This is a genomic window from Castellaniella sp. (assembly GCF_034674885.1).
Classification (GTDB): Bacteria; Pseudomonadota; Gammaproteobacteria; order Burkholderiales; family Burkholderiaceae_B; genus Castellaniella.
Genome location: NZ_JAUCDS010000026.1, coordinates 1 through 13,521 on the forward strand (window position 1 = coordinate 1; position 13,521 = coordinate 13,521).

Here is a 13,521-nt window from a genome sequence, read left to right on the forward strand (position 1 = left end):
GCCTCAACCACTGATGGGAGGGCGCATGATGATTGCGCGCATGCCACAGCTGATAGAAGCGCATCAACGGGAAATCGATGGGCGATTCCACAATGGCCAGCGGCAGCAGGCCCGCGTAGTAGCGGGCGAAATGCCGGGTCGTGGTGAACACCAGGTCGGTGCCCGGCAGCAGGTACGGCGCCAGCATGAAGGACTGCGCCTCGACGCATTCCTCGCGCTGGACACGCAGCGACGTCAGCACCGTATCGATCATGCCGCGCTGCGTCATGGAATACGGCGTGGGCACGATGTGCGGGACGCGGCGGAAATCATCCAGCGTCATGCGCCGCGAGGCCAGCGGATGGTCCGCCGCCATCAGGCATACGATCGGGTCTTCCAGCAGCACGGACAGATGCATGCGATCAGGCGGTTCCGGCCAGTTGCCGATCACTACGTCCAGATTGCCCTCGGCCAGGGACCGCTCGAAATCGAAATCCGGCCCCAGGGCGTGCAGCACCAGCCGCGCATGGGGCGCCTCGCGCCTGAACCGGGCCACCGCCGACGCCGCAAACGCCGGTGCCAGGTAATCCGGCGAGCCGATGCGAAACACCTGCCGGCTGCTGGCCGGATCGAACGCCTCGCCGGTTTCCAGCATGGAATCAATGGAGTCCAGGGCCGATTTCGCATGATCCAGGATCGCCAGCGCCCGGTCCGTGGGCACCATGCCGCCTTTTTCGCGCACCAGCAGCGGGTCCTGGAAAATGAGCCTCAGGTTCTTCAGGGCCACGCTGATGGCGGGCTGGGACTGATTCAGTTTCAGGGCGGTGCGCGACACGCTGCGTTCGGCCATCAGGATGCAAAAGACCTTCAGCAGATAGGTGTCCAGCATGGCGTTGCTGCGTCGTGTGGCCATCGGTATGGGTTCCTCGTCCAGGGAATGCGCTACAGCTTATATCACTTATACGTTCCGACACCCTTCATTTGATGCGGGATACCCCGTAGACTTTCATCATGACGCACTCGACCCTATCCACCATGACCCTGAACGAACTCTGCGCGCTGCCGCAGTCCGAATTTTCCCGGGAACTCGGGGCGATCTTCGAGCATTCCCCCTGGATTCCAGAACGCGCCTGGGCGGCCCGGCCATTCGCCGACGTGGGCGCCCTGCACCAGGCCATGGTGCGCGTCGTGCAGCAGGCTGCCCCGGCCGAACAGCTGGCCCTGATCACCGCCCACCCGGAACTGGCCGGCAAGGAAGCCGACGCCGGCACGCTGACGCGCGCATCCACCGGGGAACAGCGCGGCGCGGGCCTGGATCAATGCAGCGCCGAGGAACTGCAACGCCTGCGCACCCTGAACGCCCGCTACCGCGAACGTTTCGGCTTTCCCTTCGTCATTGCGGTCAAGGGGCGCAACCGCTACCAGATCATGGACGCCATCGAAGAACGGCTGCACAATGACCAGGATACCGAGTTCGCCACCTGCCTGGACCAGATCGGACAGATCGCCCGCTTTCGCCTGGATGCGCAGTTCGTCTGATCCCACGGAGCCACTCATGAGCACCATCACCCCGATCCGCCTGACCATCGAACCCCTGACCCGCCAGGCCTTCGCGCCGTTTGGCGACGTGATCCAGGCGGACGACACCGTCCGGCACTTCACCATCAACGAAGGCAACACCGAACGCTATCACGACCTGGCCCATATCGACCCGGGCGCCGACGGCCGCGCCATCGTGTCGATTTTCCGAGGCCAGCCGCGTACGCTGCCATTCACCGTCACGATGATGGAACGCCACCCAAAGGCCAGCCAGGCGTTCATTCCGCTGTCGGGTCGTCCTTACCTGGTCGTGGTGGCAAAGGCCGAAACCACCCCTACGGTGGACGATCTGCGCGTCTTCCTGTGCGATGGCAGCCAGGGCGTGAACTACGCCCGGGGCGTCTGGCACCACCCCCTGCTGGGCCTGGGTGCCGTGGCGGATTTCCTGATCATCGATCGCGCCGGCCCGGGCGACAACTGCGATGTCGTGCAGATGGAAGCCCCCAGCGTCATCCCTGAACTGTTATAAGCCCCCACGCTGCGCAGCCTGCGGCTGCTTGCTGCCCCCCAAGGGGGCCCTTTTGCCTTGGGGCGGCCCGGCGGCAAAAGCTTTGCCCCCACGCTGCGCAGCCTGCGGCCGTTTGTTACGCGCCCAGGTATTTCTGCCGGATGTCGGCGCTGGCCTTGAGAGCGTCCGAATCCCCATCCCAGACGATGCGGCCCTTTTCCACGATGTAATGGCGGTCCGCCAATTGCAGCAGGGGCGCCAGATTCTTGTCGATGACCAGGATGGCCATGCCCTCGCGGCGCAGCAGCGCCAGCGCCGTCCAGATTTCCTGACGCACCAGGGGCGACAGGCCTTCGGTGGCCTCGTCCAGGATCAGCAGTTCGGGGTTGGTCATCAGCGCCCGGCTGATCGCCAGCATCTGCTGCTCGCCGCCCGATAGCTGATTGCCGAAATTGCCGGCGCGTTCCTGCAGGCGCGGAAACAGCTCGTAGATGCGCGGCAAGGTCCAAGGGTTGCTTTTTTTATGGCGGTCGGCCGCCGTCGCCACCAGATTTTCCTCGACCGACAGATTGGGGAAGATCTGCCGGCCTTCCGGCACCAGGCCGATGCCGCGTTGCGCCACCCGGTAGCTGGGCAGGTTCTGGATCTGCGTGCCGTTGAACTGCACCTGGCCCTGCCAGGCCGGATGCATGCCCATGATGCTCTTGATGGTGGTGGTCTTGCCCATGCCGTTGCGGCCCAGCAGCGTCACGCACTGCCCCGCATCGATCTGCAGGCGCATGCCGTACAGCACCTGGCTGCGGCCATAGCCCGACACCAGGTCGTCGACCTTCAACAAACCGGCGCTCATGCAGGCACCTCCTCGTCGCCCAGATAGGCTTCACGGACTTCCGGGCTTTGGCGGATGGTGTCCACGTCGCCGCAGCAGATGACCTTGCCGTAGAACAGCACGCTGATGCGGTCCGCCAGAGAAAACACCGCATCCATATCGTGCTCGATCAGCAGAATGCCGTAGCGGCTTTTCAGGCGCCGCAGCAGGTCCACCATCATGTCCGACCCGGTGTCGCCGTGCCCCATGCCGGCCATGGGCTCGTCCAGCAGCAGGACCTTGGGATCGGCGGCCAGCGCCATGGCGATTTCCAGCTGGCGCTGCTGCCCGTAGGACAGCGACATGGCCGGCGTATTGCGCCACGACGACAGGCCCATCAGTTCGATAAGTTCGTCCGCGCGGCCTGTCAGCGCAGGGGTTTCCACCGCCGGCGTCCAGAAATGGAAACCATGTCCCTGCGTACCCTGGACGGCCAGGATCACGTTTTCCAGCACGGTGAACTGCTGGATGACGGACGTGATCTGGTAGGAACGCCCGATGCCGGCCCGCACGCGCTGCGCCATCGACAGCGCGTCGATGGGCTGCCCGCCCAGGAGAATGCTGCCGGCATCGCTGGGAATCTCGCCCATGATCTGGCTGACCAGCGTGGTCTTGCCCGCGCCATTGGGACCGATGATGGCGTGAATTTCGCCCGGCAGGATGTCGAGGTCGACGTGATCCGTGACCAGCAGGCCGCCATAGCGTTTGACCAGGCCCCGGATTGAAAGCAAGGGCTGCATGTCAGCGATCCTCCTTGGGCGAGGCGATCATGCCCCAGAGCCCGTTGCGCAAGAACAGCACGATGAGGATGATCACCGGGCCCATGATGATCATCCAGTGATCGGTCAGGCCTTTCAGGACGTCTTCCAGCAGCAGGAAACCTGCGGCGCCCACCACCGGGCCGACCAGTGTGCCAGCGCCGCCCAGCAGCACCATGATGATCAATTCCCCCGATGCCGTCCACGCCATGTAGGCCGGCGACGCGAAGGCGGTCAGATTCGCCAGGAAGAACCCCGCCAGGGCGCACAACTCGGCCGACAGCACGTAGGCCAGCAGGCGATACCCCAACGGTGACGTCCCCACGGCCTGTACCCGCCGCGCATCCATGCTGGAGGCCCGCAGGATCAGGCCGAAGCGCGACCGGATCACGCGGCGCAACAGCAGCAGACTGGCGCCCAGGCAGGCCAGCAAGGCCAGGTACAGACCCTCGTGACTGCCGGTCAGGGCGCCAAAGCGGCTGAGCTGGCGGATCGGCAGACCTTCGTCGCCGCCATACTGCTTCAGGCCCACGGCCAGGAAATAGAACATCTGCGCCAGGGCCAGCGTGATCATGATGAAGGCGATACCGTGCGTGCGCAGGGCGATCAGGCCCACGGGCGCGGCCACCACCGCCGTCACGACCAGCACCAGCAGCAGATGCAGGACGCCGCTGTCCGCGCCGTAGTGCGAGGCGATCGCAACACAATACGCACCGACACCGATGTACATGGCGTGGCCGAAACTGACCAGCCCGCCATAGCCCAGGGCCAGGTTCAGGCCCACGGCGGCCAGCGCGAACACCAGAATGCGGCTGAACTGCAGCAGGACATACGAACTGTCTGTCATGCTGGCGTACACCGGCACCAGCAGCAACAGCACGAAAACCAGAACCGTCAGCGCCACCGGCCAGGACCAGCCGGCGGGGCGAGGCGTCACACGGGTATTCATCATCAGGGATTCCATCCTCATCCGGCTGCCCCTAGCGCTTTTTCACGGGGAACAGGCCTTCGGGCTTGATGGCCAGCACGATCACCATCAGGATATACACGGCCAGCGAAGAAATCGCGGCGCCCAGCGTGCTGGCGAGTTCCTGCGCCAGCGCCTGGCTGAGCAGCGCAGGCATGACCGTGCGGCCCAGTGTATCGACCAGGCCGACGACCAGCGCCCCCAGAAAGGCCCCACGGATCGAACCGATGCCGCCGATCACGATGACCACCAGTGTCATGATCAAAATCGAATCGCCCATGCCGGGCTGCACGGACAGGATCGGCCCCACCATGGCCCCTCCCAGGCCGGCCAGGCCCGCGCCCAGCGCAAAAATGAAGGTATTGAGCCAACCGATGTTGACACCCAGCGCCGACACCATGCTGCGGTTGCTGGCGCCCGCGCGAATCAGCATGCCGATGCGGGTGCGTTCGATCAGCAGATACAGGCCCAGGGCCACCAACAGACCCACCAGGATGATCAGCAGGCGATACAGGGGATAGGGCGTGCCCAGCACGACGACGGTCTGGCTCAGGGCATCAGGCAGGCTCATGAACACGGGCGCCGAGCCCCAGATCATGCGCGCGGCCTCGTTGCAGAACAGCATCAGCCCGAAGGTCGCCAGCACCTGATCCAGGTGCGCCCTGGGATACAGGCGGGCAAATCCGCAACGGTCCAGCGCCACGCCCAGCACCATGGAGCCGCCCAGCCCGGCCAGGATCGCCAGCAGGAAGGAACCCGTATGGCTGAACGTCGCGGCGGCGAAATACGCCCCCATCATGTACAGGGCGCCGTGCGCCAGATTGATGAAGCTCATGATGCCGAAGACCAGGGTCAGGCCGGCGGCCAGCAGGAACAACAGGATTCCGTATTGCAGGCCGTTGAGGGCCTGCATGAACAACAGCTGCGGACTCATGTCCGTCCTCCGCGACGGGCGGCCGCTGCCGCCCATCTGTCAAGGCTTGCGAAAGCGAATCAGTACTTGCAGTTCTTGAAGTAGGCGTCCGCGTGATCCGTCAGGGGCTGGGCGATGGTCTTGAGCGACACCCGGCCCTGCGCGTCCTTGGCGACCTCGAAGGCGTAGAAGTTCTCGATCGGGAAGCCGTTGACGTTGAATTTATAGGTTCCGCGCACGGAGGCATAATCGGCCGCCCGCAGCGCATCGCGCAGGGCCTTTTTATCGCTGACCTTGCCGCCGGTTTTCTTCAGGGCACTGTCGATCAGCAGGGCCGAGTCATAGGATTGCGCGGCGTACTGCGACGGGATGCGCTTGTATTTCTTTTCAAAGGCAGCAACAAAGGCCTCGCTGACGGGGTTCTTGAAATCCGGCCCCCAGAACGTGCCTGCATAGGCGCCCAGCGCAGCATCACCCAGAGCGGGCAAGGTGCTGCCATCTACCGTCGACACCGTCAGCAGCGGGATCTTGCCCATCAGGCCGAACTGCTTGTACTGCTTGACGAAGTTCACGCCCATGCCGCCGGGCAGGAAGACCCAGACGGCGGCGGGATTGGCGGCCTGCAGCGCCAGCAGCTCCGCCGAATAATCCTGCTGGCCCAGCTGGGTGTAGACCTCGCCCGAGACGCGGCCCTTGTAGAAGCGCGTGAAGCCCTTCACCTGATCGCGGCCCGACTGGTAGTTGGGGGTGATCATGTAGACGTCTTTGTATTTCTGGTCGGTGGCGAACTGCCCCATGACTTCGGCCTGGCCGTCGTTCTGCCAGGCGGCAAAGAAGAAGCCCGGATTGCACTGGTTGCCCGCCAGGGGCGCCGGCCCGGCATTGGAACCGACGAAGGTCATGTCGGCATCGGCCAATGGTTTGGCGATCGCCATCATGACGTTGGAAAACGTCACCCCGGCCACCAGATCGACCTTGTCCTTTTCCAGGAATTTCTGCACTGCCTGCACGCCGACGTCCGGCTTGAGCTGATCGTCTTCCTTCAGAAGAACGATGTCCTGCCCGCCGAGTTTTCCGCCGTGTTCTTCCAGCGCCAGATTGAAGCCATCGACCATGTCCTGGCCCAGAGCCGCGCCGGAACCGGACAAAGTCGCCAGAAAACCGATCTTGACTTCAGCCAGCGCCGACCCCGCAGTCAGCCCCAGCGACAGAGTCAGGGCAGCCGTCAGCAATGTTTTGCGAAATGCCATATTTGTCTCCTGATGGGATTTAATAATTTAGTTTTAAAGTATTACCGATATTACACGAAAGTCAGCGAGGTGCAACCCATGCCCTGCATGTGCAAAGCCACATGATCGCCCGGCTCGACGGCGACCGCTTCGGTCAGCCCGCCCGTCAGGATCAGCGTGCCCGCAGGGATCTCCGTGCCGCGCCGCCCCAGGTGGTTGGCCAGCATCGCCACGGCATTGGCCGGATGTCCCAGCACCGCCGCCCCCCCCCCCAGCGACACCACCCGGCCGTTCTTCTCCATCACCGCGCCCGTGGTGCGCAGGTCCAGATCGCGCGGATCGCGCATGATGCCACCCACCACAAAGCGCGACGAGGAACAGTTGTCCGCCACCACGCTCTTCAGATCGAACTTGAAATCGCGGTAGCGACTGTCGATGACCTCGATGCCGGCCAGTACGAAGTCCGTGGCCGCCAGCACTTCGGCTATGGTGCAGCCCGGCCCCTTCAGAGGCGCCTTGGTCACGAAGACGATCTCGGGTTCGACCTTGGGGTGGATCAGATCGGCGTGGCGGCACTGACCACCATCGGGCACCAGGAACGCATCTGCCAGAAAGCCGAAGATCGGGGTCTCGACCCCCATCTGGCGCATCTTGGCAAACGAGGTCAGGCCGGCCTTCAGCCCCACCACGCGGGCGCCTCGGGCCAGTTTGCGCCGCAGGATCTCGTCTTGCACGGCGTAGGCATCGTCCCAGTCCATCTCGGGATGATCCAGGGTGATCTTGGGCGTGTCGCGGGCCTGCAGTTCGCAGGTCTCCAGGCGTTCGGCCAGTTCGCGGATGACCGCCATGTCCAGACTCATGTGATGCTCTCCTTACGCCGTAAACCGCACGCCGCAGTGGCCGATGCCACCGATCGACACCTGCAGGCTGTCGCCCGCAGCCACCGGCGCCATCGCCGCCAGCGAACCCGACAGAATGACTTCCCCGGCCTCCAGGCCCACGCCCAATGCCCCCAGCGCGTTGGCCAGCCAGGCCACGGCATTGGCCGGGTGGCCCAGCGCCGCCGCGCCCGCGCCCGTACCCAGCAGCTCGCCGTTCTTCTCGAACACCATGCCGCAGGTGCGCAGGTCCAGGCCCCGCGGGCTGACCAGCCGATCGCCCAGCACGAACACCCCGCACGAGGCGTTGTCGGCCACCGTGTCCTGGATCTTGATCTTCCAGTCGCGGATGCGCGAATCGACAATCTCGAAGCACGCGGTCACGGCCTCGGTCGCGGCCAGCACGTCGCTCACGCCCACGCCCGGTCCCATCAGGTCTTTCTTCAGGATGAAGGCGATCTCGCCCTCGGCCTTGGGCTGGATCAGCCCCGCCATGGAAATCGCCTCGCCCGGGGCATAGACCATGTCGCTGAGCAAATACCCGAAGTCAGGCTGGTAGACCCCCAGCATGTCCATCACCGCCTGGCTGGTCACGCCGATCTTCTTGCCCACCACCCGGGCACCATCCTGCCGGCGCCGGCCAACCATGCGCTGCTGGATGTGATAGGCGTCCTCGATGGTGAGTTCCGGGTGGCGTTCGGTCAACGGCGCCACCGTATGGCAGCCCGACCAGGCAGCGTAGAGTTCGTCGCCCAGATCTTCGATCAATGTCGTGTGTATCTTGTCCATGAGTGCTCGCGTCAGGCTATGTTGAAGAAGGCTTTGGCGTTGTCCGTCAGGATGCGCTGCTTTTCCGCAGCCGACAGCAGGTCGCTGCCCGACACCAGGTGGCCGATTTTTTCCTCGCCCAGGGGATAGGGGTAGTCAGACCCCAGCATGACGCGTTCGCTGCCCATCACGTCCACCAGCAGGCGCAAGGCCTTGGGGTCGAACACGGCCGAATCCACCGAGAACCGGTCGCAGTAGGACGACGGCAGGTTCGGACAATCCTGGCGCACGATGTCGCGGTATTTCCAGGCGTTGTCCACCCGCCCCAGGGTGAAGGCGAACGCGCCGCCGCCATGGGCGAAGCACAGTTTCAGGCTGCGCGGCAGGCGCTCGAACGCCCCCGACAGGATCAGCGACAGGATGCCCAGCGAGGTTTCCGCCGGCATGGCGACCAGCCAGGGCAGCATCCACCGGCGCATGCGATTGGGGCCGCCCATCATGTCCCAGGGGTGCGCCAGCACGGGGATATCGTTCACCGCGCAATGGTGCAGGAATTCGACCAGTTGAACGTCGTCCAGGTCGCGGTCGCCGACGTGATTGCCGATCTGCACGCCCACGTGCCCGTCGGCCTTGGCGCGGGACGCCTCGCGGCAGGCCAGTTCGGTATCCTGCAGCGGCACCTGGGCCAGGGCCTTCAGGCGGTCCGGGTGGCTGGCGCAGTATTCCAGGGTCAGGTCGTTCATGCGGGCCGCCCAATCGGCGACTTTGCGAGCGTCCAGTTCGTAGCCAAACATGATCGGAGTGGCGCTGACGATCTGCACATCCAGGCCCAGGCGGTCCATGTCGGCCACGCGCAGCTCCGGATCCCACAGCACGGGGATCACCGGACGAAATTCGCTGTCGCCCTTCATGATCATGCCCGCGTCGGGACTGATGATCTGCAGCCACGGTGCCTGGACAGGGTCCAGCGCCTGGGCATCCGCCCGGCTGATGGGGGGGAAAATATGGGCGTGAATGTCGATCATATGCATTCGGATTCCTGATGAGTGTCGCAGCCCCGGGCTAGACCCGCAGCGGCGATTCACTCAGTTGCTTGTGCCAGATGGTGTAGTCCTTGCCCGGATGCTGCGTGCCGCAATCAGGGCACACGCGGTCGGCCTCGCTGACGGCGTAGAACTGCTGGTAGATCTTCGGCAGGTCGTCGACCAGGCTTTCCAGCTGCTTTTCCGCGCGCCAGATCTGTGCGCCGCAGTGGGCGCAGTGCCATTGCAAGGCATCCAGGGCGCCCTGGGGACGCGGGTGTTCGATCAGCAGGCACAGGCCGGTCGGATCGGGACGCTGCGGTGAATGGATCAGGTGCGGCGGCTGCAGGAAGATGTCGCCTTCCTTCAGCACGATGCGCTCGTAGCGGCCGCGATCCCAGATCAGCAGCGAGGCCTCGCCACGCAGCTGGTAGAAGATTTCCTCGGTGGAATTGTCATGAAAATCGGTGCGCTGGTTGCCGCCACCCACCATGTTGATGATGTAGTTGCCATCCTCGAAGATGGCTGCATTGCACACCGGGGGCGACAGCTGCGCGCGATTGGCATCGACCCAGTTCATCAGGTTCTTGGGCAGTCCGTACTTGAGTTCCATGCGTGTCTCCTTGCGATGATGGGCCGGGTGGTCCCGGCGCGTGCTTGCGGCGCGGCCTCTTCGTTGGGCCGGCCTGCCATGCCGGATGTCGTTACTGCGGTTTATAGGCGATGGCCTTGATCTCGATGCGCAGGTGCGGGTGCGGCAACTGATGCACTGCCACGGTCGTGCGCGTCGGGCCGTCATAGCCGAAGAATTCGCCATAGACCTCGTTGTAGCCGGCGAAATCGGCCATATCGACCAGGAAGGCGCTGATTTCGACGACGTCTTCCAGGCCGGCGTCCACGCTGCCCAGGATGTCGCGGATGTTTTCGATCACGGCACGGGTCTGTTCGCGGATGTCCAGGCGCATGGCACCCATGGCATCCATGACTTCGACCCCAGCCAGGGTGTTGTCGGCACGACGCGAACTGGTGCCCGACACGAACAGGAAGTCGCCCGCGCGCTTCACATGGGGAAATTCGCCACGCGGGGTGGCCTTGCCGACGACGACCTTGGCGCCTGATTGACTCATGATCGGGTTCCTCTCAAGACGGGTGGCTGCGGATCAGACCTTGATGCAGATGTTGGTGACTTCGGAATAGAAATCCAGGGAATTGCGCCCGCCCTCGCGGCCGATGCCCGAACGCCGCACGCCGCCAAAGGGGGTGCGCAGATCGCGCAGATACCAGGTATTGACCCAGACCAGGCCGCTGCGCATCTGCGGCGACACGCGGTGGGCACGCGACAGGTTCTCGGTCCAGACGACGGTCGCCAGCCCGTATTCGGAATCATTGGCGCGGGCGACGGCTTCTTCTTCCGTGTCGAAGGGCGCGACGTGGCACACGGGCCCGAAGACCTCTTCGCGCAAGCAGCGCGCGTCGTCGGGCAGACCGGTCCAGATGGTCGGGCGCACCCAGAACCCCTGGTCCCGGTCGTCGCCGAAGACGGGCACTTCACCGCCCGTGACGACGGTGGCGCCTTCCTGACGGGCCAGCTCGAAATAAGAGACGACCTTGGCCTGGTGCTTTGCGGAGATCATCGGCCCGATGTCGGTATCGGGGTCGTCGGAGCGGCCCAGCACCAGGGCTTCCGTGCGCGCCTTCAGCGCGGCCACGAAGCGCTCGAAGATGGGCCGCTGCACCAGCACGCGTTCGCTGCACAGGCAAACCTGGCCGGAATTGGTGAAGGTGGACTTCACCACGCCATCGACGGCGGCCTCGAAATCGGCGTCCTCGAACACGATGGCGGCGTTCTTGCCGCCCAACTCGAAGGATACGTCCTTGACCCCGTCGGCCACGGTCTTCATGATGCGCGCCCCCGTAGCCGACGCGCCGGTGAACGTCACGGCATCGATGTCCGGGTGGCTGATCATGGCCTGGCCGGCGGAATCACCGCCAAAGCCCTGCAGCACATTGAAGGCCCCTGCGGGGAAGCCGACGTCATGCGCCACCTGCGCCAACAGAAAGGCCGACGAAGGCGTTTCCTCGGATGGCTTGGACACCACGGCATTGCCCAACGCCAAGGCAGGGGCGACCTTCCAGCTGAACAGCAGGATCGGCAGGTTCCAGGGTGAAATCGCCACGACCACGCCCAGGGGCTTGCGCACGGTGTAGTTCAGCGCCTTGCTGCCGTCGGCCGCAACGGTCTCGAAGCATTCGGTGTGCGCCTGGCGCACCAGATTGGCGAAGAAGCGGAAATTGGCGATGGCGCGCGGCACGTCCAGGGTGCGCGCCTGGCGCACGGTGCGGCCGGTATCCTGCACTTCGGCCTGCACGAATTCCTCGAAACGCTGCTCGATGCCCGCTGCCAGCTTTTCCAGCCAGTCGGCCCGCAGGGCTGGGGAACACCGTCCCCAGTCGCCCTGCAAGGCGGCCTTGGCCGCCCGCACGGCCTGGTCGACTTCGTCGGCCGATGCCTCGCAGACCTGGTTGACGACGGTGCCGTTCACCGGATTGATATTGGCGAATTGTTTCGCGCTGTCCACGAAACGGCCGCCGATGTAATGCTGGATAGGCTGGGCCACTGTGCTCGGTCCTCGCATGGTTGGTTTCGAGCACTGTAGAACGGCCAGAGATTATTTTCTAATCAAAATAAAGGACGATGGGATTCCAATCTGGAATCCCATCGTCCCTCGGGAGGCGCCGCGTCCGGGACGCGCGCGCCCTCAGGCGGCCTGCGTGCCCGCGGAGGCCTGCCGCGCGTCCGCGGCGGGCAGGGCCAGCGCGCCGGCCACGCCGATGACGACCGACACCATCACGTAATAGATCGGCGCCATGTCGCTGCCCGTCGCCTGCACCAGCCAGGTGTTGTAGAGGGGCGCGAGTCCGCCAAAGAGCAGCACGGCGACGTTGTAGGTGATGGATGCGCCCGTCGACCGCACGCCCACGGGAAATACCTCCGTCATGGTGACCGGCGTGGGTCCCCAGAAGAAACTCATGAAGAACGCGATCACCACCTGGGCCAGCAGGAAGGACTCGTACGAGGGCGACTGCACGAAATGGGCGAACAGGGCATAGGCCGCGATGCCGTAGGCGATGATGCCCGGCACGAACACCGCGCGGCGCCCGAAGCGGTCCGACAGGTAGCCGCTGAGAGGGCAGCAGACCACCAGCACCGCGGTCGCGAAGAACGTCGCCAGATTGACGTCGGCGATTGGCAGGCCCATCTGCTTCTTGGCGAAGATCGGCATGAAGAACACGAACACATAGGCCGATACCGTGCCGACGATGCAGACGCCCATGGTCGACATGATCGCGCGGGGATGATTGCCGAACAGGTCGGCCAGCGATGCCCGCACGCCCGGCCGCGCCGCCCGGGGGCGGGTGCTGGCATAGGCCTGGAATTCCGGCGATTCGTCCAGGTGCGTCCGGATGATCCAGCCCACCGGCCCGATGATGATCCCGAACAGGAAGGGGATGCGCCAGCCCCAGGCATCCAGGGATTCGGGCGTGAGGTGCGAGGTCAGCAGATAGGCGGCCAGCGCGCCGCAGGAGAACGCCAGCGCCTGGGAGCACATCTGGAAACTGCCGTAGAAGCCGCGCAGGCGCCTGGGCGCGAATTCGATCAGCATGGTCGTCGCGCCGCTGAACTCGCCGCCCGTGGAAAAGCCCTGGATCAGGCGCGCCAGCACCATCAGGATCGGCGCGGCGATGCCGATGGCCGCATAGGTGGGCAGCACGCCCATCAGGCCCGTGCCCACCGCCATGAGCAGGATCGTCAGGGACAGCGCCTTCTTGCGGCCCACCCGGTCGCCGTAGATGCCCAGCACCACGCCGCCCAGCGGCCGCACGGCAAAGCCCACGCCGAACGTCGCCAGCGTCAGCAGCAGGGACGCGAACTCGCTTTCCGCGGAAAAGAACAGCCGCGAAATAATGACCGCGAACAGTCCGAAGATCGCGAAATCGAACCATTCCAGCGCATTGCCCAGTACGGATGCGATCACCACGCGCCGCATCATGGCGGGGGGCACTTTTCGTTCCATGTCCATCACTCCTCCT

The 13,521-nt window shown here is 64.6% G+C and carries 15 protein-coding genes; 2 read left to right on the top strand and 13 right to left on the bottom strand.

Annotated elements, in window-relative coordinates; genetic code table 11:
• Positions 1-892: LysR family transcriptional regulator (locus VDP74_RS12650; RefSeq protein WP_322999998.1), on the bottom strand; the 892-nt coding region annotated here is incomplete at its 3' end.
• Between the two features lie 98 nt (positions 893-990).
• Between VDP74_RS12650 and uraD the strand changes: the two genes are divergently transcribed.
• On the top strand, positions 991-1,518 hold the full coding sequence (uraD, locus tag VDP74_RS12655) for a 2-oxo-4-hydroxy-4-carboxy-5-ureidoimidazoline decarboxylase (RefSeq protein WP_322999999.1): 528 nt from the start codon (positions 991-993) through the stop codon (positions 1,516-1,518).
• Positions 1,519-1,534: 16 nt separating this feature from the next.
• Positions 1,535-2,047 (top strand): ureidoglycolate lyase, encoded by a 513-nt coding sequence (locus tag VDP74_RS12660; RefSeq protein WP_323000000.1) that lies wholly within the window; start codon positions 1,535-1,537, stop codon positions 2,045-2,047.
• A gap of 115 nt (positions 2,048-2,162) precedes the next feature.
• Here VDP74_RS12660 and VDP74_RS12665 read toward each other — a convergent pair whose 3' ends face one another.
• The 12 genes from VDP74_RS12665 to VDP74_RS12720 form a co-directional block, all read right to left on the bottom strand.
• The gene (locus VDP74_RS12665) at positions 2,163-2,876 is read right to left on the bottom strand and encodes an ABC transporter ATP-binding protein (RefSeq protein ID WP_323000001.1); all 714 of its coding nucleotides are present in this window, start codon (positions 2,874-2,876) and stop codon (positions 2,163-2,165) included.
• Positions 2,873-3,634 carry an ABC transporter ATP-binding protein gene (locus tag VDP74_RS12670; protein ID WP_323000002.1) on the bottom strand — a complete coding sequence of 254 codons (762 nt, stop codon included), beginning with the start codon at positions 3,632-3,634 and terminating at the stop codon, positions 2,873-2,875. The genes VDP74_RS12665 and VDP74_RS12670 overlap by 4 nt, the downstream gene beginning before the upstream one ends.
• Position 3,635: 1 nt before the next feature.
• Positions 3,636-4,604 carry a branched-chain amino acid ABC transporter permease gene (locus VDP74_RS12675; protein WP_323000003.1) on the bottom strand — a complete coding sequence of 323 codons (969 nt, stop codon included), beginning with the start codon at positions 4,602-4,604 and terminating at the stop codon, positions 3,636-3,638.
• A 28-nt stretch (positions 4,605-4,632) separates the two neighbouring features.
• Complete coding sequence (locus VDP74_RS12680; RefSeq protein WP_323000004.1) at positions 4,633-5,553, bottom strand: branched-chain amino acid ABC transporter permease; 921 nt, start codon at positions 5,551-5,553, stop codon at positions 4,633-4,635.
• A gap of 59 nt (positions 5,554-5,612) precedes the next feature.
• Positions 5,613-6,782 (bottom strand): ABC transporter substrate-binding protein, encoded by a 1,170-nt coding sequence (locus VDP74_RS12685; RefSeq protein WP_323000005.1) that lies wholly within the window; start codon positions 6,780-6,782, stop codon positions 5,613-5,615.
• 50 nt (positions 6,783-6,832) lie between these two features.
• Entirely contained in the window at positions 6,833-7,621 is a 789-nt protein-coding gene (gene dmpH / locus VDP74_RS12690) for a 2-oxo-3-hexenedioate decarboxylase (RefSeq protein WP_323000006.1), read from the bottom strand.
• 12 nt (positions 7,622-7,633) lie between these two features.
• Positions 7,634-8,419 (bottom strand): 2-oxopent-4-enoate hydratase, encoded by a 786-nt coding sequence (dmpE, locus tag VDP74_RS12695; protein ID WP_323000037.1) that lies wholly within the window; start codon positions 8,417-8,419, stop codon positions 7,634-7,636.
• A gap of 20 nt (positions 8,420-8,439) precedes the next feature.
• Entirely contained in the window at positions 8,440-9,432 is a 993-nt protein-coding gene (locus tag VDP74_RS12700) for an amidohydrolase family protein (protein WP_323000007.1), read from the bottom strand.
• Positions 9,433-9,469: 37 nt separating this feature from the next.
• Positions 9,470-10,042: a 3-hydroxyanthranilate 3,4-dioxygenase gene (nbaC, locus tag VDP74_RS12705; protein WP_323000008.1), complete on the bottom strand. Its 573-nt coding sequence runs from the start codon at positions 10,040-10,042 to the stop codon at positions 9,470-9,472.
• Between the two features lie 91 nt (positions 10,043-10,133).
• Positions 10,134-10,556, bottom strand: a complete 423-nt coding sequence (locus tag VDP74_RS12710; RefSeq protein ID WP_323000009.1) for a RidA family protein — start codon at positions 10,554-10,556, stop codon at positions 10,134-10,136.
• A gap of 33 nt (positions 10,557-10,589) precedes the next feature.
• The gene (locus VDP74_RS12715; RefSeq protein WP_323000010.1) at positions 10,590-12,065 is read right to left on the bottom strand and encodes a 2-hydroxymuconic semialdehyde dehydrogenase; all 1,476 of its coding nucleotides are present in this window, start codon (positions 12,063-12,065) and stop codon (positions 10,590-10,592) included.
• A 123-nt stretch (positions 12,066-12,188) separates the two neighbouring features.
• On the bottom strand, positions 12,189-13,511 hold the full coding sequence (locus VDP74_RS12720) for an MFS transporter (RefSeq protein ID WP_416232987.1): 1,323 nt from the start codon (positions 13,509-13,511) through the stop codon (positions 12,189-12,191).
• Between the last annotated feature and the right edge of the window lie 10 nt (positions 13,512-13,521).